The organism is Luminiphilus syltensis NOR5-1B, from assembly GCF_000158175.1.
In the GTDB taxonomy this organism is placed as follows: Bacteria; Pseudomonadota; Gammaproteobacteria; order Pseudomonadales; family Halieaceae; genus Luminiphilus; species Luminiphilus syltensis.
In genome coordinates this window covers 2,061,271-2,082,827 of record NZ_DS999411.1, presented here as the reverse complement: position 1 = coordinate 2,082,827, position 21,557 = coordinate 2,061,271, and the positions used below count along the sequence as shown (strand labels likewise).

At 55.5% G+C, this 21,557-nt stretch carries 14 protein-coding genes; 11 read left to right on the top strand and 3 right to left on the bottom strand.

The window, feature by feature from the left end:
- Position 1: 1 nt before the first annotated feature.
- Both NOR51B_RS09390 and NOR51B_RS09385 read left to right on the top strand, forming a co-directional pair.
- On the top strand, positions 2-3,199 hold the full coding sequence (locus NOR51B_RS09390; protein ID WP_009019955.1) for an efflux RND transporter permease subunit: 3,198 nt from the start codon (positions 2-4) through the stop codon (positions 3,197-3,199).
- 685 nt (positions 3,200-3,884) lie between these two features.
- Positions 3,885-5,663, top strand: a complete 1,779-nt coding sequence (locus tag NOR51B_RS09385) for a cation:proton antiporter (RefSeq protein ID WP_009020784.1) — start codon at positions 3,885-3,887, stop codon at positions 5,661-5,663.
- A gap of 53 nt (positions 5,664-5,716) precedes the next feature.
- Here the strand turns inward: NOR51B_RS09385 and NOR51B_RS09380 are convergent, their stop codons facing one another.
- Positions 5,717-6,862, bottom strand: coding sequence for an aminomethyltransferase family protein (locus NOR51B_RS09380; protein ID WP_009020055.1), 1,146 nt, complete (start codon positions 6,860-6,862; stop codon positions 5,717-5,719).
- A 127-nt stretch (positions 6,863-6,989) separates the two neighbouring features.
- On the bottom strand, positions 6,990-9,032 hold the full coding sequence (locus tag NOR51B_RS09375) for an amidohydrolase (RefSeq protein ID WP_154647653.1): 2,043 nt from the start codon (positions 9,030-9,032) through the stop codon (positions 6,990-6,992).
- 307 nt (positions 9,033-9,339) lie between these two features.
- On the opposite strand from NOR51B_RS09375, the gene NOR51B_RS09370 reads away from it, so the two are divergent.
- The 4 genes from NOR51B_RS09370 (at position 9,340) to NOR51B_RS09355 (ending at position 13,239) form a co-directional block, all read left to right on the top strand.
- Positions 9,340-10,470 carry an NAD(P)/FAD-dependent oxidoreductase gene (locus tag NOR51B_RS09370; protein ID WP_009019542.1) on the top strand — a complete coding sequence of 377 codons (1,131 nt, stop codon included), beginning with the start codon at positions 9,340-9,342 and terminating at the stop codon, positions 10,468-10,470.
- A 22-nt stretch (positions 10,471-10,492) separates the two neighbouring features.
- Positions 10,493-11,614, top strand: coding sequence for a YkvI family membrane protein (locus NOR51B_RS09365; RefSeq protein WP_009019734.1), 1,122 nt, complete (start codon positions 10,493-10,495; stop codon positions 11,612-11,614).
- A gap of 73 nt (positions 11,615-11,687) precedes the next feature.
- On the top strand, positions 11,688-12,191 hold the full coding sequence (locus NOR51B_RS09360) for a RidA family protein (RefSeq protein WP_009019746.1): 504 nt from the start codon (positions 11,688-11,690) through the stop codon (positions 12,189-12,191).
- Positions 12,192-12,705: 514 nt separating this feature from the next.
- Positions 12,706-13,239 carry a hypothetical protein gene (locus NOR51B_RS09355; RefSeq protein ID WP_230198439.1) on the top strand — a complete coding sequence of 178 codons (534 nt, stop codon included), beginning with the start codon at positions 12,706-12,708 and terminating at the stop codon, positions 13,237-13,239.
- Positions 13,240-13,393: 154 nt separating this feature from the next.
- Here NOR51B_RS09355 and NOR51B_RS09350 read toward each other — a convergent pair whose 3' ends face one another.
- Positions 13,394-14,614, bottom strand: coding sequence for a sulfotransferase family protein (locus NOR51B_RS09350; RefSeq protein ID WP_009020128.1), 1,221 nt, complete (start codon positions 14,612-14,614; stop codon positions 13,394-13,396).
- 531 nt (positions 14,615-15,145) lie between these two features.
- On the opposite strand from NOR51B_RS09350, the gene phaZ reads away from it, so the two are divergent.
- The 5 genes from phaZ (at position 15,146) to NOR51B_RS09325 (ending at position 21,360) form a co-directional block, all read left to right on the top strand.
- Positions 15,146-16,372: a polyhydroxyalkanoate depolymerase gene (phaZ, locus tag NOR51B_RS09345; protein WP_009020779.1), complete on the top strand. Its 1,227-nt coding sequence runs from the start codon at positions 15,146-15,148 to the stop codon at positions 16,370-16,372.
- Positions 16,373-16,447: 75 nt separating this feature from the next.
- Positions 16,448-17,260, top strand: a complete 813-nt coding sequence (locus NOR51B_RS09340; RefSeq protein ID WP_009020050.1) for an alpha/beta fold hydrolase — start codon at positions 16,448-16,450, stop codon at positions 17,258-17,260.
- 39 nt (positions 17,261-17,299) lie between these two features.
- Positions 17,300-18,955: an alpha/beta fold hydrolase gene (locus NOR51B_RS09335; protein WP_009019592.1), complete on the top strand. Its 1,656-nt coding sequence runs from the start codon at positions 17,300-17,302 to the stop codon at positions 18,953-18,955.
- 160 nt (positions 18,956-19,115) lie between these two features.
- Positions 19,116-19,466, top strand: coding sequence for a DUF962 domain-containing protein (locus NOR51B_RS09330; protein ID WP_009021099.1), 351 nt, complete (start codon positions 19,116-19,118; stop codon positions 19,464-19,466).
- A gap of 70 nt (positions 19,467-19,536) precedes the next feature.
- A complete protein-coding gene (locus tag NOR51B_RS09325) occupies positions 19,537-21,360 on the top strand; it encodes an ABC transporter ATP-binding protein (RefSeq protein ID WP_009019304.1) in 1,824 nt (607 codons plus the stop codon).
- The last annotated feature ends 197 nt before the right edge of the window (positions 21,361-21,557 follow it).

Below are 21,557 nucleotides of genomic sequence, written 5' to 3'. Positions count from 1 at the left end.
CATGTACACCTTGATCAATGCCGCCTTCTCACGCACTCGCCTCGTTATACTCGCTTTGCTGGCCATCCTTCTTGCGGGCGCACAGGCGTATACCTCTATCCCGAAAGAGGCAGAACCGGATGTGACCATTCCGACGATCTATGTCTCGTTAGTGCATGAGGGCATATCGCCAAAAGATGCGGAGCGTTTACTGCTGCGCCCGATGGAGCAGGAGTTGCGGGCGATACCGGGACTGGAGGAAATCCGCTCGGTGGGCAGCCAGGGTCATGCATCGCTGACGTTGGAATTTGATGCCGGCTTCGACCCCGACGAGGCGTTGCGCGATGTCCGGGAAAAAGTCGATGTGGCAAAGAGTGAACTCCCCTCAGAAACCGAAGAGCCGCGTGTACAGGAGATCAATCCCGCCCTGTTCCCAGTACTCACCGTCGCGCTCTCCGGGTCGCTGCCCGAGCGCGAGCTGTTGGCACGCGCCCGCACCCTCCGCGATGCCCTTGAGGGCATCAGTTCGGTGTTGGAGGTCGATATTGCGGGAGATCGTGAATCCGTGGTCGATATCATCGTCGACCCCCATCGTCTTCAGGCCTACGATCTGTCCTTTGACGAGGTCCTTACCCGAGTGCGTCGCAATAATCGACTGGTTGCTGCGGGCGCTGTCGAATCTGAGGCTGGCAACATCAGCGTTCAGGTACCCGGGGTCATAGAAAGCTATAGCGATGTCCAGCGCCTGCCACTGAAGGTCGACGGGGAACAGGTGGTGACGTTCGGCGATGTAGGCAGTATTTACCGAACCTTCAAGGATCCGAACGGCTTCGCCCGAGTCAACGGCGAGCCCGCGATCGCACTCGAGGTCAAAAAGCGCGTGGGTGCCAACATTATCGAGACCGTAGAAGAGGCCCGCCAGATCATCGGGCAACACCTCACCGATTGGGAAGGTGATCTGCAAGCCGACTACTTACAGGACAAATCCAAGCAGACCCGCGATATGCTCGGCGACCTGCAGAACAATGTCATCAGCGCTATTTTCCTGGTGATGGTGGTCGCTATTATAGCCCTCGGACCGCGGCCGGCACTCCTTGTGGGAGTGGCGATTCCCGGTTCGTTTCTCGCCGGCATTCTGGCGATCTCTGCGCTGGGTTATACCCTGAACATCGTCGTCTTGTTCAGCCTCATTCTCGTCGTCGGCATGCTCGTCGACGGAGCAATTATCACCGTTGAGCTTGCAGACCGACGACTGAGCCGCGGCATGGATGGAAAAACGGCTTACGCCGGTGCTGCCAAGCGCATGGCATGGCCGATCATCGCCTCAACCGCGACGACATTGGCGGTATTCGTACCCCTGCTGTTCTGGCCGGGAATTGTCGGCGAATTCATGAAATACCTGCCGGCCACCGTCATCGTGACGTTGGGCGCATCCTTATTTATGGCGCTGGTGTTCGTGCCGGTTCTGGGCGGCTTATTGACATCCCGATTGAGCGGCAAGAGCACATCTGAACCTCCTGTTGGCAATGATCTCGAAGACGATGATCTCGAGGTAGTGAACGAGGACGATCGCTACTATCGTGTCCTCAAGCGATTGTTGCTTCACCCAGGAAAAACCCTGATGGGCGCCATGGCGTTCCTGATCGGCACCTACATCGCTTACGGCAGTCTCGGTAATGGACTGGAGTTCTTCCCAGAAGTAGAACCTGAAACCGCTCAGGTACAAGTCCGGGCCCGTGGCAACTTATCGGTGTATGAGCGTGACGCGATCGTGCGCGAAGTCGAACAACGGCTGATCGGACTTCCCGGGGTCAAGAGCCTGTACACGCGAACCTACGGCAAAGGTGGTGTCGTCCAGAATCGCGCAGAAGATGTCATCGGCACGTTGCAACTCATTTTTACCGAGTGGGACCAACGGCGACCGGCGAAAGCAATCATCGCCGAAGTTCGTAAGCGTACTGCCGACCTGCCCGGTATCGTGCTTCAGGTGCAGGAGGCGGCCTCGGGCCCCACGGCCGGCAAGCCAATCGAGGTCGAAGTCAGTTCGCCAAACCCGCGTCGGCTCGCATCCGCCATCGAAGAAATTCGTCTGGCCATGAACCATGTTGGCGGCTTCGTTGATGTGGAGGATAGCCGCCCGCTGGAAGGGGTCGAATGGCGGCTGCGGGTGGACCGTGAGCAGGCCGCCCGGGTCGGCGCAGATATCGCACTTCTCGGAGAAGCGGTGCAACTGACCACCAACGGAATTTTGCTCGGGGAGTACCGACCGGAAGACGTCGATGATTCGGTAGACATTCGCATTCGTTTTCCTTTCAGGGAACGCACGATAGAGCGGCTGCAATCCCTGCACGTTCCTACAGAAAACGGCCAGGTTCCTGTGAAGAATTTTGTGGACTTCGAGGCGTCCCAGCCAACAGGGGCGATTAACCGAGTCAACGGGCAACGCATTATGGCGGTGAAGGCCAATGTTGATACCGGGCTTCTCCCGGACACACAGACCCGGCTGCTCAGTGCCCAACTCGATACTACCGAAATACCCGAAGGCGTTTTGGTCAGGTTCAAAGGAGAGGACAAGGACTTGCAGGAATCAATCGGCTTTCTTCTGGGTGCGTTCGCTGTGGCCATTGTCCTGATGCTGGCGGCACTCGTCGCCCAATTCAACAGCTTCTACCAGGCGTTCGTGGTGCTCAGTGCCATCGTCTTCTCGACTGCCGGGGTGTTGCTCGGATTGCTGGTAACCGGAAACCCTTTCGGTGTGGTGATGGGAGGCATCGGCGTTATTGCCCTCGCTGGCATCGTCGTCAACAATAACATCGTGCTGATCGATACCTACAACCGGCACCGTGCTCAAGGCATTGATCCCCAGACAGCTATCCTGCAAACCGCACTGCAGCGGCGGCGGCCGGTGCTATTGACAGCGCTCACCACCATTCTCGGGGTGATGCCCATGGTAATCGGGCTTAACGCGGATCTGGCCGGACGCGAGCTCTCATTCGGCGCGCCATCGACCCAGTGGTGGAAGGGGTTGGCCAGCGCCATCGCTGGCGGACTGACTTTCGCCACCGTCCTGACCCTGGTTCTGACGCCCTGCCTGCTGATGCTGGGGTCAAATACCTACCAGTGGCTGACGCGAGGCAGAAGCAACGCGTCGATCTCCGATCAATCACTGTCGCTCGCCAGCAAGAATACTGAAGTGAGTTCACCCATAATCAGCCCGTAAGCCCGACCGGGCACGACAGCTCGAAACGGGCGGGGTCGCCACCAGGACGGTGGCGCGTCGCGGAGCACACGGATGTGCGAGAGCGACGAGACAGGACGGTGGCGCGTCGCGGAGCACACGGATGTGCGAGAGCTACGAGACAGAACGGTGGCGCGTCGCGGAGCACACGGATGTGCGAGAGCGTCGAGACAGGACGGTGGCGCGTCGCGGGGCACACGGATGTGCGAGAGCGACGAGCCGGAGACGGTGGCGCTTCGCGGAGCACACGGATGTGCGGGAGCGACGAGCCGGGGTTTTTGCGAGCAGCGCTCGACGCCGTTCGAACGACCGAGCGTACCGCGAGGGCTGGAGGAACGGTGAATTCGAGCGACACCGCTGCGAGCCCTCGAACGACTGCGCGCTGTGCTTGCGGGCCGAGGGAGCCATTTTTTTCTATAGCAAAGGGTTTTCGCGATACAGCCCTTTTTTATTGTTTGGCAGTAATGCCCCGCTCCGTAAGGACGTCTCCGATATCTCGATGGCTAATGCTGAATCGGTAGTAGAGCCAAAGAGCCTACCCCGCTTTATGGGTGCGCCGTAGGGAACGACATCTGGCGATCCAGTCGTCAACGCCCTCTGGAGGATGTACTGTAGCGACCACGACTGACGTCGCCCTGAGGGCGGCCTACTGCTCCGGGGACGCTCCATGGAAAACCAACTACTGTATATTCTCGCCGCCGTGCTGGTCCTCGGCGTAGGGGCACAGTGGCTGTCCTGGCGGCTGAGAACGCCCTCCATCCTCGCCCTGCTCATCCTGGGCATCGTCGCCGGCCCCGTGACCGGACTCCTGCGTCCGGACGAGCAGTTCGGCGATCTGCTGTTCCCGTTCATTTCCCTGGGGGTCGCGCTGGTCCTTTTCGAGGGTGGGCTCACGCTGCGCTTCCGCGACCTGCGCGGCCACGGCCGCACAGTGACCAACCTGGTGAGCTGGGGTGCGCTGCTGAACTGGCTGCTCATCGCCGGTGGCTGTGTTCTGTTGGCTGGATTTACGCCTTACCTGGCCCTGCTCTTCGCCGCGCTCATGGTGGTGACCGGACCGACGGTAATCAATCCGCTGCTGCGCACCATGCGCGCCCGCGCCGATGTCAGCCAGGTGCTGCGCTGGGAGGGTATTCTCATCGATCCGGTGGGCGCGCTGCTCGCGGTGCTTGTCTTTCAGTACCTCGTTACTGGCAGCCAGGGCTTCATGGTCTTTGGCAAAAGCATTGCCGCGGGTCTTGGAGTCGGCATTGCCGGGGCCTTCAGCCTCGGCTTTGCGCTGCGCCGGCACTGGGTGCCCGAATATCTGGCCAACGTGGTCACCCTGGCCTGGGTGGTGCTCGTCTTTGCCGCCAGCGATTACACGGCTCACGAGTCCGGTCTGCTGGCGGTCACGGTAATGGGCGTGTTACTGGGCAACATGAAGGACGTCGACGTCAGCGAAATTCTGAGCTTTAAGGAGAGCCTGTCGATCCTGGTGATCTCCGTGCTGTTTGTCGTTCTCGGCGCCCGAGTCGACCCCATGGACATCCTCGCCACCGGCTGGTCGGGCGCGGCCGTACTGCTGGTAGTGCTACTCGCGCGGCCGGTGATGGTCTGGGCCTGCACTCTGGGCGCAGGCTACAGCTGGCAGCAGCGGGCGCTGCTGGCCTGGGTAGCGCCCCGGGGAATCGTCGCCGCCGCTGTGTCCAGCCTTTTTGCGCTGCGCCTGGCCGATGCCGGCTATGCTGACGCGGTTGACCTGGTGCCCTACACCTTCCTCGTAATCATCGCCACGGTGGTCCTGCAGAGCATTACTGCCCGCCCCGTTACCCGCGCCCTGGGCCTAGCCGAAGAAGAGCCCAATGGCATGCTCATCGTCGGTGCCAACCGCGTGGCGCGGGCCATCGGTGATGTGCTCCAGCGTCAGGGCTTTCGGATCAAGCTCGCCGATACCTCCTATGAGGAGGTCCGTGCGGCGCGCATGGTCGGCCTCGAGACTTACTTCGGCGACCCGGTCTCCTCGCATGCAGACCAGTACCTGGAGCGGGTCGGCATCGGCTGGCTCTTCGCCGTGTCCCGGCGCTCCCGCTGGAATACGCTGGCCTGCATGAAGTTCCGGAGCGAGTTCGGCCCTAACCGGGTATTCAGCCTGCGAACCGGCGAGGACCGGGACGCGAGCGAGCGCGAGCGCCTGTCAGAGGATTACCAGGTACCGCGTATGTTCAGCGAGGACCTGTCTTATGAGAAGTTTGCCAGCCTCCTTGCCCAGGGCGCAGAGCTTAAGGTAATCAATCTCACCGAATCCTTTGACCTGGACAACTGGAAGCAGACTACGGGCAACCGATTGATCCCGCTTTTCGCCCTCGGCGAGGGGCAGAAACTGCGTGTCTGTACTCAGGACGAGGAGCCGCCCCTGGATCCCGGCAGCAAGCTCGTCGCACTGGTCTGGGCCGCGCCGGACTGACCTTAGAGGTCCGCACACTTTTCATAGCGACCAGTTAACGGGTTGGAACCGATTTATAGCATCGGGGCTGGTGTCTGCGCTTTACGCGGTGACTTATAAAATGGCGTATCAACCACTACGGCATCCACCTTAACCCCGTTGACAACAACCGATGCACTGCCACCAGGGCTGGTGCTGCCGGATTTAACGGTGGCCAATGCAATACTTTTCCCCAGGTTCACAGAAAACAGACCGGATGTCACAAAACCCACCTCAACACCATTGACAGCGACAACATCTCGTTGCGCAGCGCCGTGGTCGCAGTCAAGCTCCAAAGCAACCAGCTGCCATGTCGAACCTCGCTCCTTTTCCGCTATCAGCGCATCGCGACCAACAAAGTCGCCCTTATCCAGATTAATGACAAAGCCCAGACCGAGATCAAACGGTGTCCTGTTAAAGGAATCGGGTTCACTGCCATCATATTTGGCCGGTTCCAGTTCAAACTCATTATCTGGAATAATATGGCCTGCCTCCAATCGCGCATTGCACAAGGTGACAATACCGACAGGCAACGCTCCCGCAGCCAGCACGGCGTCCCACACCGCTTCTACCTGATCAAGGCTGAACCACAACTCATAGCCCAAATCCCCAAAAAAACCGGTGCGCGATATCATGAGCTCCCCAGCGGGAGAATCGAATGTGGCAAAATCAAAGGGCTTCATATCCACGAGATTTTTGATGCCCATCCGGGTTAACACCGTCGCCGCTGTTTTGCCCTGTACGGTCAGGGCTGCACTGTTATGAGAAACGTCTGTTACCTCTACATCGAGGCCTTCCGCTTGCTGAGCGTAATAGTCATCGTCTCGCGAATTCGGCAACATTCTGAACTCGGTTTCAGAGAAACGAAACACCGTGCCATCGTCCACTAACATGCCTTGCGCATTAGTCCAGCAGGTATATGTAACCCGACCTGGCTTAATCGCCATCGAACGTGTAGAAATCTTGTCTAGAAAAACCTGAGCGTCAGTGCCTGTGACCTGATACTTAACCACCGGTGACATATCGAAAACAATCGTGCCATTACGCACCGCACGTAACTCGTCGTCGAGTTCATGGATTGCGACCGGCGTTTTACAGCCGGCCCAGGGGCTCCATTCGATATCGGGGTTGACTGCCAATTGTAAGTTGTAAAAAGGTGAGTTTTTCAATTCAGATGTCATTATTTTTCCTATCGATGGATTCTTGGTTAAGTGACGGCCGCTCGTTTAAACACGAGTGTAGTCAAAGAAATTTTGGACAAAGCACGGAGCAACGGCGGATAGTAAAAAATACTTAATGATTCCAGCATCACTGATCATTCGCTGAGCGCTCGTAAACGATCCGACCATCAAACACAGTCAGCAATACCTGCGTATCAGCAATCCGTTCAATGTCATCACTTTGCGCGAGCGCGAGTAAATTCTGATCGATGGCAATAATATCGGCGATCTTACCGACCTCTATGCTACCCAGCTCATCGTCATGACCGAACAGCTTGGCCCCATTGATGGTGAACGCCTCGATAGCGCTTTCAATATCAAGTCGCTCATCGGCATTGAGTACCACGTCGCCATCGCTGCGATAAAGCGAGTACATCAGATTGATAAACGGCACAGGATCTCTGCCACCCACGGGTGCATCACTGCCATGAACAATCAATGCACCATTATCCTGCAGTGTTCGTGCCGTATACAGGTTTTCGATGTAATACCCATCGGGCCTGTACATATCTTCCAGACCATCGAGCTCGTCGATAAAGGGTCTTACAGAAACTTCATAGGGGAAAAAAGGTCCCGTCCAATTAAAGGTAAATACGGTCGCGAGACCGAGCTCACCGATACGCTGCTGTTCCTGGGGATGTACCAACTGCAGATGAGCAAGACTCTGCGAAACACCGAAGCGGTCAGCGATGGGCTTAACGCTCGCTAGTTCATCGACGGCAATTCTTACCGCCTTATCGGACAGGGCGTGCACATGAACATGGAAGCCCGCCTCGGTAGCCGCGCTGATGTATTGACGAATAAAATCTTCGCTGTGCTCGAGAACACCGCTATTGGGGATGCACTGCTTTGGGTAGAAACCGAACTTATCGAAGAACCGGCCCGCCGCCTCAGCGCTCTTGTAGGCCTCCGGCGATTGCTGTACGACCGCACACTCAGCACTCTCCTGATCGACATACCCGGTCAGTTCAAAGGTATCGTCTTCTAAGCTACCGGAAAAAATGGGCTGCTTAAATTTGTCGAGTACCGCCGCAACAGGGTTTGATGGTGGGTTGATCAGCGGGTTCCCCTCGAGTACCGCATCGGCGAACAGTTTCACCCCATCGGCATGAATATAGTCGCTATCTGCGTAGCGCTTTCTCACCTCGGCGAGTTCCGCGATATGTGGCGCGATATTTTCAAGCGTGGCAGCGCTCGGGGTCATCATGGCAGCCCGTACGCGAAATGGCATAGTGCCGCTGGCCTCATAGTGCGCATAGGCCTCCAACATATTGGCGTACACCAAAGGGTCCTGAATCGTTGTAATACCGCGAGCGGCCAGAATCGGCCCAATTTCCTGTAACCGCTCCGCGAGATCACCTTCGAGCCCAAGAACGTCGACCCAGATGGGGCGCAGCAAGCCCCGTGCGGATTCGTGGATACCACCCGCGGGTTCTCCAGTGGCATCGACCTCTATGTAGGGTGCGTAGCCCGCATAAGTAGTTGCTAACGACTCTGCGCTAATGGGTACCGTTTCACCACCGGGAATGGCAGCGCGCGCCAGTGCCGCACTATTCGCCGCTGCGTGGTGACCGTCATCGCCATAAATAATAATCGGGTGATCCCGGGAAACCGCATCGAGAGCGGCGCGAATGGTCGGTAAGTCAGCGCCAGGCTGGTTACCTGCGGAAAAGGACCACTGACCGGCGACCAGCCAGTCGCCGGGAGCGATCTCAAAGCGATCAATGCATGCCTCGAGCACCGGAACCATAGCCTCCAGCGAAAGTGGCTTTGATTGCAGTTCGCAGCGTTCCGGCGCGACCACTGCAAGGGCATGTATGTGCATGTCATGCAGCCCCGGCAACACCATCTGCCCGCCCAGATCACGCTGCTCCGTGCCCTCACCGATAAAAGCCGAAGCGCCATCATTGCTTCCGACAAACACGATCCTGCCCTCATCAATGGCCACGGCTTCCGCGGTGGAATTCTCTGTGTCAACGGTGTAGACAAACCCGTTGAGCAACACAAGATCAGCGGCCTCGACCGCGACGGATTCGGAAGAATCCTCACGCCCGCAGCCGGCAAGGGACAACAGGCCCGTAAGCAAGGTGATGACCACAGGTCTGTGAGCGAAGCGTTGGGGTAATTTCATAAGTTATTCCAGCACAAAAATACGTAAGGATAATTCCCATTTATCGGCGGTAAAGCTGCCGCGACGGTCGATCACCATCATACGGTGCGAATTGTCGCTTTGAAATGCGCAGAATCCCTTGAACGCCAGTTAAAAAAACCAGCGTTTGAACAACCCCATACATTACGCGTCGGGTAAGTGCCTAGTCAGACGGTATCGAACACAGAATCCGTGTAGGATCATCGCTTGCCTGCACGTTACTTGCCGGCGTTTACCAACACCATTAGTTCAGCAGGTAATTTGGAATTCTTTACGGAGGTCAGGCCGCTTGAAAAACTACGACTTTGTCATAGTGGGTGGCGGGATTGCCGGCCTCTCACTCGGCTATGAACTAAGCGCATCATCGCGTCTATTGGTGTTGGAGCAGGAAGACGCACCCGGGTATCACACCACGGGTCGGTCAGCCGCGATCTACTCCGAATTGATGCTCGAGCCAACGCTACTGAGTCTGGCGGTGGAGAGTAAGCGTTTTTTTATTGACCCTCCCAATCTCTTTGCCCAGACGCCCTTAGTAAAGACCTGCGGATGCCTGTTTGTCGGCGGGTCAAAGGATAAACAAAATATCGAGGCCGCCTGCCAGAGAATGAATGATCTGGGTGTTGAGTGCCAGGTTATTGACGGCGATGACATTGCCAAACGAGTCCCGGTTGCACGACAGCATGCTGACGCTGTTTTTTGCGGTTTGTTTGAGCCCAATGCGATGCGAATCGACGTCGACCAACTCATGCAAAGCTATGTCAAAGGAATAACGGCCAGAGGCGGAGTAATCGCTAAAAAGGCGGCAGTACTCGCTCTTGAAAAATCAGCTAACCAATGGGTGATAACAACAAGCAAGGGACCGTTCAGTGCGTCAACGCTTATCAATGCGGCTGGAGCCTGGGGGGATCGTATTGCAGAGCTGGCAGGGGTTGCGCCAATGGGCCTTGATCCGAGGCGGCGCACGATGATTACCTTCGATGCTCCGCAAGATTACGATATTACCTCCTGGCCGCCGCTCGGAGATTTTAATGGCAGCTATTACTACATGCCCGATGCGGGCCAGCTGGCGGGATCGCTCTCCGATGAAACCCCATCGCCGCCGTGTGATGCCCAGCCGGAAGAAATTGACATTGCCACGGCGGCTTACACGATTGAACAAAACACTCATCTGGAGATAAAAAAAATCAATCACTCCTGGGCTGGGCTGAGAACGTTTGCACCGGACAGGCTGCCGGTTATTGGTCCCGATCCGGAGGATAAACACTTTTTTTGGTGCGTTGGGCAGGGTGGCTCGGGGATAGAAACCGCGCCCGCCCTGTCAAAGCTTGCTGCCAGAATCGCCCTGAATGACGAGGCGGAGGCGATGGCGGCGGGTATTGGCGTTGATTTAGAGTTATTGTCACCCGCGCGATTCAGATAGCTTCTCTACACAAGAGCACGTTATGTCTGCGACCTTCTTTCAGCGTTACCTCCTGCCGGGTTTTATATTCCAGTCCGTTGTTGTCGGCGGGGGCTACGCAACGGGCAGAGAAATTGTGGAATTCTTTGTTTCCAAGGGCCCTGTTGGCGGGCTGTTGGGCATGTTGTTGGCCATGTCGATATGGAGTGTGGTGCTGGCCACCTGTTTCGAATTCTCACGAATAACCCGCAGCTATGATTATCGGAGTTTTTTCCGCCATTTACTGGGACGTGGCTGGTTCCTGTTTGAAATACCTTTCTTGCTGATTATGGTCATGACGCTGGCCGTTCTGTGCTCTGCCGCTGATGTCATGCTATCGGCACGCCTGGATGTTCCCGATCATCTCGGTACGGTCCTGTTGGCCGTTCTGATCGGACTACTGACCTTTTACGGCACCTCGCTGATCGTGAAGGTCTTCTCATTCTGGACCGTTATTTTGTACACCGCCTATATCACCCTGTTCGTCGTCAGTCTGGCGAGTTTTGGGGATCTCATCACGCAGGGCTTTTCCCAATCGACCATCAGCGATGATTGGTACCGGGGAGGCATTGCCTACTCAGGCGTTAATATTGCAGCGATACCCGCGGTGCTCTTTAGCCTGAGGCACTGCTCTACCCGTCGTGAAGCCGTCTCTTCCGGTCTGCTTGCGGGTTTGATAGCCATGGTCCCGGCGATCTTATTTTTCATCATCATGGTGGGATATTATCCGAGAATACTGTCAGAACCGCTTCCGTTGACCTTTATGCTCGCCAAACTTGATGCGACGTATTTTCGCTACCTATTCGAGCTGATAATACTGGGAACGTTTATTGAAACAGGCACCGCCCTGGTTCACGCGCTCAATGAGCGCCTTAGCGGAGCATTTAATCTGGATCAGCGATCAGCGGTTGCCGCTGTTTGGCGGCCCATTGTCGCGATCAGCGTCTTGACCCTGTCCATCGTATTGGCAGCAAACTTTGGCATTGTCCGTATTATTGCTGATGGATACGGAACATTAACCTATGTCTTTTTAGCCGTCTTCGTCTTGCCGGTAATGACGAAAGGACTGTGGCAGATAGTCCGCTCGGGACGAGACAAAAGTAGTTCTGCCGGTGCAACTCATTAATCACGCCGCAAGGCCACCGCGGAGAATACGACCGAAGTTCCAATCCTGCAGTTTCAGATAGGTAAACCACACCATGACGAATCAAAACCAAGAGAACGATTTGATTGCCGAAAAGCTTCTTGAAATGAATCTGAAGCTTCCCGGCCCACTGAAATTGCCGCCTGGGGTGAAGCTCATATGCCCGAGCGTGCGTATGTTTGACAATACTGCTTACTTATCGGGTCATGGCCCCTTGAATGCCGATGGCACCCTCGCTCAACCCCTGGGCAAAGTAGGCAGCGTGCTCACGCTGGAGCAAGGCATTCAGGCCAGCCAATTGACCACCCTATCGATGCTGAGCAGCCTAAAAGACGCGCTGGGTTCACTCGATCGAATAACGGCCTGGACCCGGGTTTTTGGCATGGTCAACTCGGCGCCGGGGTTTTCTCAGCAACCGCAGGTGATCAACGCGTTCAGTGAACTGATTATCGAGCTGTTTGGCCCCGTCATTGGCGAACACTCCCGCTCCGCGGTAGGCATGGCAGAACTCCCCATGGATATTCCGGTAGAGATTGAAGCCGAAGTCAAATTCATCTGACAACGAGGTCCAGATGCCCGATTTTGTTGCGCGCGGGGCGATCCAGAACACGCGCAGTGTACTTGTCGCATTTCCGTTGGTAGCAACAGGGTCGGTAGTGGCCCTCAGTTTGTTCGAAACACCCGGATTAATCGCTTAACGTACCGGCCCGGGGCCCAGGTTGGCTTCCGATCGGCTTGGTTTGGGGTCGACATTCAGACATAACGGCCAACCGCAAGAGGATGACGCATATTCCTTGCAATTATGCGCTTGTTCGGGCATTCTTCCGCCGCCTGCAAATCGCTCCATTACACGCACGAGTCCGGCAGGCGAAACTTTGTTATTGATGATAGTAGGACCGAGGCGCTGCAGCACGGGCGGCCTTTGTGACCCCGTTTAATGGACCACTGTTCCGCCCCACTGCCAACCAGGCAGATGATCGCTTAGGAGCCGTCGGTTTCAATCGCTCGCCCGAACACCAGACAGGAACACAGCCAAGGAAATTATGCTCACAGCCAACCGACTAGAAAAGATCATGGAGCTTGAAGCCGAGCTTCGCGCAGAATATCAGGAACAGCTCGACGCCAAAACGGCCGAGATCGAAGCCAGGAACGCGGAAGTCAAGGCGCTGACGTCAACCGAGGCCGAGCTCCGGGCCACTGTTAACAAACAGCTTGAGACCATCACGGAGCTCTCCGAAAAGGCTACCGGCACTCAGAAAATCGAGCAGCGGAACCGCGAACTGCATAACCGCTCTGAGAATCTACAGACCGAAATCGCCGAGATAAAAAAGCGTGTCAAGACTCTGCAGAAGGATTTGGCCGCGGTCCGCGAGGAGAACAAGACCCTCACCCGCCTCGACCCCGAGCGTATGAAAAAGAACCTAGACGCCAGCAAGAAGAAGCTGGCGGAAAAAACCAAAGCAGCGGATACCCTGCAAAAGACGCTCAACGAAAGCAAGCGTGAGAATGCCGACCTGAAGCGTCAGCTCGAAGCAGCAGAAGCGAAACTCGCGGCGATTGAAACTGAGGACGAAAGCGTCGTTGAGGATGAAGCGACAGCCGCGTAATTTCGGTTGCTAGCGTCTTCCATCACGCGCCACTCGGCCGAGTGTCGGCGTTACGACCACAACCCAATAGTTGACTTGGTGCTCGCTCCTGCTGCGTCCCCCGCCAGTGTATGAAGGAACCGCAGACGCAATGCCTCTGCCCCGCCGATGTTGGCTACTCCCCGGATAAAGCGGACGTGTCTGGCTCTTCATCCAGACCTGTATCTGCGGTCTCCCTGGGAGCTAAAGACTCATGGGATCGATACACGTAGTGCAGAAATAAACGGTTGAGTTTGTCTCCCACCGTCGGAAAATCACCGGTCAAACCCAGCTCGCCCAGCGCCTGATTTAGTACCTCGACTTCCCAATCTTCAATATCCAGTAGTTTCTGCTCGGCACTTTCGACGTCGCCCGATTCGCCTCTGCTCGCTGCTTCATCCTCGAAAGCGATGCCAAAATGCTTGGCCAGGTAGGCACAGCCGGCATAAATTGCACAGTCGTCAAATAGTGATAGGGGCGGACCACTCTGATCGGCAAAGGCCGTCCGCAGGGCGCCAATAAACATAATTCGGGCGCGATACAGCGTGTCGTCCCCCGACGAAAGCATAGCTCCTCGATTAAAAATAAAGAGCATTTTCATCGCAGAAAAGGGCAACGAGCTATTGTCTTTCAAATCGACCAGAAGCTCGGTTTGCAAACCCGTCAGAGCGGCAAAATCGGAGATGATATTGCCGCCGATTAGCGATTCTCGATCGAACCTCCTCACGGTCAATTGGCTTTCGGGTAAAAGATGTTTCAGGGTTTCCAGGCGAAGCCGATAATTAGGATTGATTTTGGGAACTTCAGCCAAGCCGCCCTTCAGCGCCTGCTGGAAAAACGATGCCGCAAAAGATCGCGGATCCCGAACGTAGCAAATCACCCGAACACTACGGCCATTGGACTGCAGATAATCGATCAGCTGTTTCTTTCCCTCGGCGTCCAGGACGCCGGCGTCTTCTCCAGAAAATACGACGGTGGAGCGATTGGCGCGCAGCAATGCCGTATTCAGCTTCGAGAGATATAAAGTACGCTGCTCCTCAATCTGGGCGGGCGAATAACCCCGGTCCCGCCAGATATGGTAGTCCGATGGGTCTGAAGAAAACGCCGTGAACAGCGCTTCAGAATGATTGGGATCGCCCAGTGGCGCGTAAAAGATGTCACCGTCGTCATAATCCTGCAGTGAATTCTGCAGGGACGTCGTGCCCGTCTTGTGCATACCGATATGCAAAATGACATTGCGTACCATTCGATAATATCCGCTTGCTTCCGTATTTGATGTTCGGCGCCTGGGCGCCACCGCCATTTGCAGCCGGGGCAGCAGAGTAACAAACTCCTGCGCCTCCATCGCCATACTCATTGACTCAACGCCTTGATTGTTTCCGGAGCGCCATTCAAAATCGTAACCGCCTAGAGACCACGGGGATCTAACGGTGCGGAAATCGGTGAAAGGCCTGTTGTTTATCACTAAACAGCGGCAGATGGCCGCATCAATTACCGGCGGAGGGACGCTTAACTTTCAGTCTTCGATTCACCCATAGCAACCGGATCAAACCATGGGGTGGCGCCTGTAAGCCGTGCAAACCGTTGAAATGGTGGCCGAGGAGTGGCCTGTCTGCAACCGAGCACCCGGCACCCGTCCTCGAATCACAAAGACTTAGTGGCTAAATCTGCCTGAAAATAGCTCGATTAAGGCCCAGATACTCCGTTTTTACCCGCTTATCGGCCCTAATCGACTTTTGCACCTGAAAACCACGATTTTCCGCCTCAGGAGTTCGACAAAAGACCCCTACTTAATGCTTCCCTTGCACCCTGATTTGCTCTAACGTCGATAAAAAAATGAGATACGCAGAAAGCGACCTCTGTCGAGGTCGCGTTTGAGGGGGAAGACTTGAGATACACCATTGCCGACGCCATGACCCGGGGTCTTGGAAAGAGCGCCGACCTGCTAGAGGTCGCTAAATCAATACACAACAGCCGGATCAATCCACTGAGAGATACAAGGCTGGGCCGGACTCAAAACGCAGTGCTCGAAACCGGGATCCGACTGCTGCAGCACTACCCGAAACGTGACTGGAACTTCTCTGACATCGCTGTCGGTGACAGCCATTATCCCGTAGAGGAAACCGTCCACGCAGAGAAGCCCTTCTGCAAACTGATGCGCTTTCGTCGCGCAGAATTACCGGCCGATGCGCCAAAAGTCTTGTTTGTTGCCGCAATGTCGGGGCATCACGCCACGCTGTCGCGAGAGACATTTCAGGAGTTTTTGCCCGATCACGACGTCTACGTTACCGACTGGACCTGCGCTCGGCAGGTGCCGCTGAGCGAGGGCAGGTTTGGCTACTTCGAGTACATCGGCTATGTAATGGACTTTCTTCGCGAGACCGGCCCCAATACTCATCTGATCGGCCTCTGCCAGGCCGGCCCACCCGGTCTCGCAGCGGCAGCACTGCTGGCGGAGCAAAAAAGCAAGTATGCACCCAGCAGCATGTCGTTTCTTGCCAGCCCCATGGACGTCAGGGTGAACCCCGGCGTACTGACACGGGTATCCAGGCACTTGAACCGCGAGCGACTCGAAGCCCTGGTCATTCATAAGGTACCGAAGTTTTACCCTGGCAGAGGACGTCGCGTCTATCCGGGTATGGTGCAGCTCAGTAATTTTATGTCGCTGAGTATGCACAGCCATATCAATAGCCACGGTCGGTTCTTCTGGCAGGTCAAAGAAGACAAGCACGACGAAACCGGCAAGTTCCGTGAGTTTTACGATGAGTATTTTTCGCTCCTCGACGCGACGGCGGAGTTTTATATCGAGACACTGGAAAATGTCTTCATCGACCAGACCCTGGCCAAGGGAACACTTGAGGTGAATGGTCAGAAGGTCAATTGCGGGGCCGTTAAGAAAATACCGATTCTTACGGTGGAAGGGGGTAAGGACAACATGGTGACACCGGGCCAGTGCCAGGCTGCTGCCGATTTGTGCACCAACCTGCCCGCCTCGAAGAAGTCCTATCATTTACAGGAGAACGTTGGTCACTATGGTGTTTTCAGCGGAACCGGTTTCCGTGAGGGTATCGCGCCCAAAGTGCAAGAGTTTATCGCCAGCCACCATGCAACTTAGCGAGCACATTTTCAAAGCACATAGTCTACGCTCGCCTTTGAATTGTCCGGATGCACCGTCAAGAGCGGCCAACCCATGAGTGGTGCCCACGCCTCGGCAACAGATCGGGTCTATCGCCTGGGCAAGTTCAAAATACGGGTAAAAGTGAATATCCCGGAACGCCCCGGACCATTACCACCGCTGCTGCTTTGCAATGGCTATGGCTTGCCACTCGATGTGCTCGATCCGATTGTTGCAAAACTGAAGGACGTCACCGTCATTCGATTCGATGCACCGGGGATCGGAGGGTCACCCGCGACGCTACTGCCGTATCGCTTCTCCACTCTGGCAACGCTTCTCAATGAACTGCTGGACAAGCTGGAGTATGACACCGTCGATGTTTATGGCATGTCGTGGGGCGGCATGGTCGCACAGCAATTGGCTCTGGATTACCCGGCGCGATGCCGAAAGCTGATTCTCGCGGCAACCATATCGGGCATTGTCAGTCTGCCGGGTAATATTGCGCTCCACTCCTTAAAGAACCCTTCCCTTTTCTGGCAGTCGCCAAAAATCAGCCGGCTCGCATCGATGCTTTATGGTGGTCGAGTACGTAAAGCAGAGTGGCGAAAGCTCGAACGCAACCTCGCGCTGTATGCCCCGGACCTCCCGGGCTACCTCTGGCAAGCCGTTTGCATCTTCTGGTGGACAACCGCCCATCGGCTGCGGGCACTGCGTCAACCCACCTTGTTACTGTTCGGTCGTGATGACCCGACGGTTCCTTTGAGTAACGGTAAACTCCTGCAATTTTTGATTCCCGATAGTACGCTGGTACAGCTTGATTGCGGCCATCTTTTCCCCTGGACTCGACAGGCGCAGGTTTACGAGGAAGTCCAGGCATTCCGACAATAATAAATCAGCGTCAGCCCATCGCTGAAAGGAGCGGCACCCATGGCCAGGAAAAAAGTCAGCAAACCTAAAGCGAGCAAGTTACCCCGAAAAAATCGCGAGGGCAGCTTCGAGCCCATGGATTTCGCGCGTAGCCTCGTCAGCAATCTGTCGCCTGCAGTATTGGGTCGTGAAGGCAAGGATCTGCTCACTGAAACGGGCCGGATTCTATCGGGTAGTTCCGAATTGGACTTTGGAAAAGACCCGCGCTTTAAAGACCCTGCCTGGCGCGAAAACCCAATGTACAAGCGGATCGGTCAGTTCTATCTGGCGATGTGTAAAGCGACCGAGCAAATTGCGGAGCAGGCCAAACACGACCCCATGCAATACGAGAAAGCCAAGCTTGCCGTCGACCACATCAATTCATTGTTGTCACCCACCAACAACATTCTCACCAACCCGGCAGCTATCAAGCGCGGCATAGATACTGGCGGCCGCAGCTTAGTCGATGGCATGCGTAACTTCCTTCACGATGCTCGAAACAACAATGCCCTGCCTTCCCAAGCCGACGGCACCGATTTTGTTGTTGGCAAAAACCTGGCGGTGACTCCCGGTGCGGTGGTTTACCGCAACGAACAACTGGAAATCATCCAATATGCGCCAACCACCAAAGAGGTGTTTAAAATACCCGTCCTGGTGATGACACCTCAGGTCAACAAGTTCTACTTTCTGGACCTGTCTCCAGGGCGCAGCTTCGTTGAATACATGACCTCCCAGGGCTACCAGGTCTTTATTGTCAGTTGGAAGAACCCTTCCCCAGCTCAGGGCCATTGGAACCTCGACACTTATTGCGAGGCGTTGCTGGGTGCCGTAGACGCGGTGCGTCAGATCACGGCGTCGAAAACTATCAATACCTTCGGCTTCTGTGCAGGCGGCATTACCATGTCAGCACTATTGTCGAGCATGATTTACAAGGGGCAGGGGCATAAGATCAATACGGTCAGCTACGCGGTCACGCTGATTGATTTTTCGGAGCCGGCCATGATCGGTATTCTGAAGTCCGACTTCCTGCTCGACAGCGCCCAAAAGACCTCGCAGGGTAAAGGTGTACTGGAGGGGGATAAACTCGCAGCGGTATTCACGCTACTCAGGCCCAACGATCTTATCTGGAATTACTGGGTCAATAATTACCTCATGGGCAAATCGCCGCCGCCTTTTGACATCCTCGTGTGGAACAGCGATGGCACTAACCTACCCGCCAGTTTACACAAGGACTTTTTGACGTTTTTTGATGACAACGCGGCGGCCAAACCCGGTGCCTTTGAGGTCTTGGGGACGCCGATGGATATCGGTACCATAGAGCAGGATGCCTTCGTTGTCGGGGCGGTCAACGATCATCTGACACCCTGGATAGGCTGTTATAAAACAACCCAGATGCTCGGTGGCAAGTCGGAGTTTGTTTTGAGCAGTTCAGGCCATATTGCGGGCCTGGTCAATCCTCCGGGCAACCCGAAGTCCTTCTACCTCACAGGTTCTGAACCGGGCCCTGATCCTCACGCCTGGAAAGCGGAAGCAACATCGAACCCTGGCTCATGGTGGGAATACTGGGTGGTCTGGGCATCGACCCGCTCCGGTGATAAGAAGCGAGCCCGCAAAACACTGGGAAGCAAGAAGTTCCCACCGCTGACCGATGCACCGGGGAAATACGTGCGCGAGTAAGGGAATCAATCATGGTCGCGCCGATGGAGGGCAAGCTGGCAACTCAGTGTGTCGGTAGCGACCGTTGGAAAAAGCTAACTGGCGCCATCTAGTGGCACCCTAACGGGTTACCAACCCCACGGCGCAGGTCCGGTTAGCGGGATTCGAAAGAGAAAAAACAATGGTGGTCGCTAATTGGCTGTCGATTGGGTCACTGAGAATGGTTAGAGAGTACAAAACGCTTCGGGAGTTTTATTCGTTTTACCTGAGTGAGCATTCAAACCCAGTCAATAAAGCTCTGCATTTTTTTGGTACCGGTGTGAGTCTGGTGCTATTCGTTTATCTATTCGCCACGGCCCAGTTTGTGAAAATCCCGCTTGTCCTGTTGGTGGGTTACGGCTTCGCCTGGCTAGGACACTTCGTTTTCGAAAAAAATAAACCGGCGACTTTCCAATACCCGCTCTACAGCTTCATCTGCGACTTCAAACTATTTTTCGATATTTTGCGGGGAAAAATCACGATCACGCGATAAACGAGCGATGCCCAACAGCGAATAACTTCCTGCACTGGTATTCTTCGCGCGAATCGACGGATATCCAACCATGTTCAGCTTCTTCGAAAAACGGCTAAAACCCTTCCCCGACGAACTCCCCGGTCGACCGCCTGCAACGCTTTGGGCGTTTTGTTGGTATTACACCCGCGGCGTCTGGCAATGGCTACTGTTGATGTCTCTCTTTGTCGCGATAATCGCCCTTATTGAGGTCAGCCTCTTCGGGTTTTTGGGCAATATAGTCGACTGGCTCGCTACCGCCGACCGGGAGACCTTCCTGGAACAGGAGGGTTCGACCCTGGTAATGATTGGCGCTGTCGTACTTCTGGGACTGCCACTGCTAAGCCTTCTGGTGAGCACCATCATCCACCAGACGCTAATGGGCAATTACCCCATGCGTATCCGCTGGATGGCCCACCAATACCTGCTGCGACAGAGTTTCGGTTTTTATCAGGACGAGTTCGCGGGACGAATTGCCACCAAAGTGATGCAGACGGCGCTTGGCGTTCGCGAAGCCGTTATGAAGCTGATGGATGTGCTGGTCTATATCGGCGTTTACTTCCTGGGCGGCATGGTACTGGTGGCGAGTTTCGATGTGCGCATCATCACCCCGTTCCTCGTGTGGCTGGCGCTTTATGTTGCTGTACTCAGCCGATTGCTGCCACGCCTTCATCAGGTCTCCAAGGAACAGGCTGATGCGCGCTCAATGATGACCGGGCGCATCGTCGATAGTTATACCAATATCATGACCGTTAAACTGTTTGCCCATGCGCAGCAGGAAGAAGCCTACGCCCGCGAAAGTATGGACGACTTTCTCGGCAAGGTTTACAAGATGATGCGGCTGGGCACCTGGCTTGACGTTTCCATCGATACGCTCAACGCCCTACTCCTATTTGCCGTGGGCTTTGTCTCTATCGGATCCTGGCTTCTCGGCGACTCCAGTATTGGAGGTATTGCCGTCGCCATTGGACTGGTGCTTCGTATGCATGGCATGTCCCACTGGATCATGTGGGAACTGGCTGGGCTCTTTGAAAACCTCGGAATGGCTCACGACGGCATGAACATGCTGTCCAAAGTCCAATCCGTTACCGATATAGCCGATGCACCGCCGCTCAAAGTCACCCGCGGCGAGGTCAACTTCGACCGCATCACCTTCCACTATGGCAAAGACAAAGGGGTTATCGATGATTTTTCCCTGCACATTCAACCGGGAGAGAAGGTCGGACTTGTAGGTCGCTCTGGCGCGGGTAAGACCACGCTGATGAATGTGCTGCTTCGACTCTTTGACTTGGAAAGCGGGCGCATTCTGATCGATGGACAGAATATCGCTGAAGTGAGCCAGGAGAGTCTGCGCGCACAGATTGGTGTTGTTACGCAGGAAACCTCACTGCTGCATCGGTCGATCGGCGAGAACATTGCCTACGGTCGCAACCATGCAACGCAGGAGGACATCATCAGTGCCGCGAAGCGTGCGAATGCTCATGACTTCATCATGGATTTACATGATCTCGACGGTCGACAGGGTTACGACGCCCGGGTTGGCGAACGCGGCGCTAAACTCTCCGGAGGGCAACGCCAGCGCATCTCGATAGCGCGAATGTTTTTAAAAGACGCTCCCATTCTCGTACTCGATGAGGCCACCTCCGCTCTCGATTCTGAGGTCGAAGCGGCGATTCAGGAAAACCTGATGGATCTTATGAAGGGCAAGACGGTATTAGCTATTGCGCACCGCTTATCTACGATTTCGGCCCTCGACCGATTGGTCGTCATTGACCGAGGAAGCATTATTGAACAAGGCTCCCACGAAGCGCTTATTGCGCAAAAAGGCTTGTATAGCGAATTGTGGCGGCGACAGTCGGGTGGCTTCATCGAATGATCCCTCGGCACTTAAGATCAGCACTGCATCCCTTGATACGATCCACCGTTACTTGGGCCTCGTGACCTTGTTCTCCCGAGACATTATTCTTCAGTCCTCCCTGGAGTGGCCGCACAGCACCGACGATATTAAGGTATGGCAATCATGCGAAAAATGACGACAGCCCCGGGTTGCGATTATGTCGAAACACGCGAGCA

Excerpts from the sequence above, each read along its gene's own strand:
- NOR51B_RS09390 (WP_009019955.1), top strand. The coding sequence starts at position 2 with ATGTACACCTTGATCAATGCCGCCTTCTCACGCACTCGCCTCGTTATA.
- NOR51B_RS09385 (WP_009020784.1), top strand. The coding sequence starts at position 3,885 with ATGGAAAACCAACTACTGTATATTCTCGCCGCCGTGCTGGTCCTCGGC.
- NOR51B_RS09380 (WP_009020055.1), bottom strand. The coding sequence starts at position 6,862 with ATGACATCTGAATTGAAAAACTCACCTTTTTACAACTTACAATTGGCA.
- NOR51B_RS09375 (WP_154647653.1), bottom strand. The coding sequence starts at position 9,032 with ATGAAATTACCCCAACGCTTCGCTCACAGACCTGTGGTCATCACCTTG.
- NOR51B_RS09365 (WP_009019734.1), top strand. The coding sequence starts at position 10,493 with ATGTCTGCGACCTTCTTTCAGCGTTACCTCCTGCCGGGTTTTATATTC.
- NOR51B_RS09360 (WP_009019746.1), top strand. The coding sequence starts at position 11,688 with ATGACGAATCAAAACCAAGAGAACGATTTGATTGCCGAAAAGCTTCTT.
- NOR51B_RS09355 (WP_230198439.1), top strand. The coding sequence starts at position 12,706 with ATGGAGCTTGAAGCCGAGCTTCGCGCAGAATATCAGGAACAGCTCGAC.
- NOR51B_RS09350 (WP_009020128.1), bottom strand. The coding sequence starts at position 14,614 with ATGAGTATGGCGATGGAGGCGCAGGAGTTTGTTACTCTGCTGCCCCGG.
- NOR51B_RS09340 (WP_009020050.1), top strand. The coding sequence starts at position 16,448 with ATGAGTGGTGCCCACGCCTCGGCAACAGATCGGGTCTATCGCCTGGGC.
- NOR51B_RS09335 (WP_009019592.1), top strand. The coding sequence starts at position 17,300 with ATGGCCAGGAAAAAAGTCAGCAAACCTAAAGCGAGCAAGTTACCCCGA.
- NOR51B_RS09330 (WP_009021099.1), top strand. The coding sequence starts at position 19,116 with ATGGTGGTCGCTAATTGGCTGTCGATTGGGTCACTGAGAATGGTTAGA.
- NOR51B_RS09325 (WP_009019304.1), top strand. The coding sequence starts at position 19,537 with ATGTTCAGCTTCTTCGAAAAACGGCTAAAACCCTTCCCCGACGAACTC.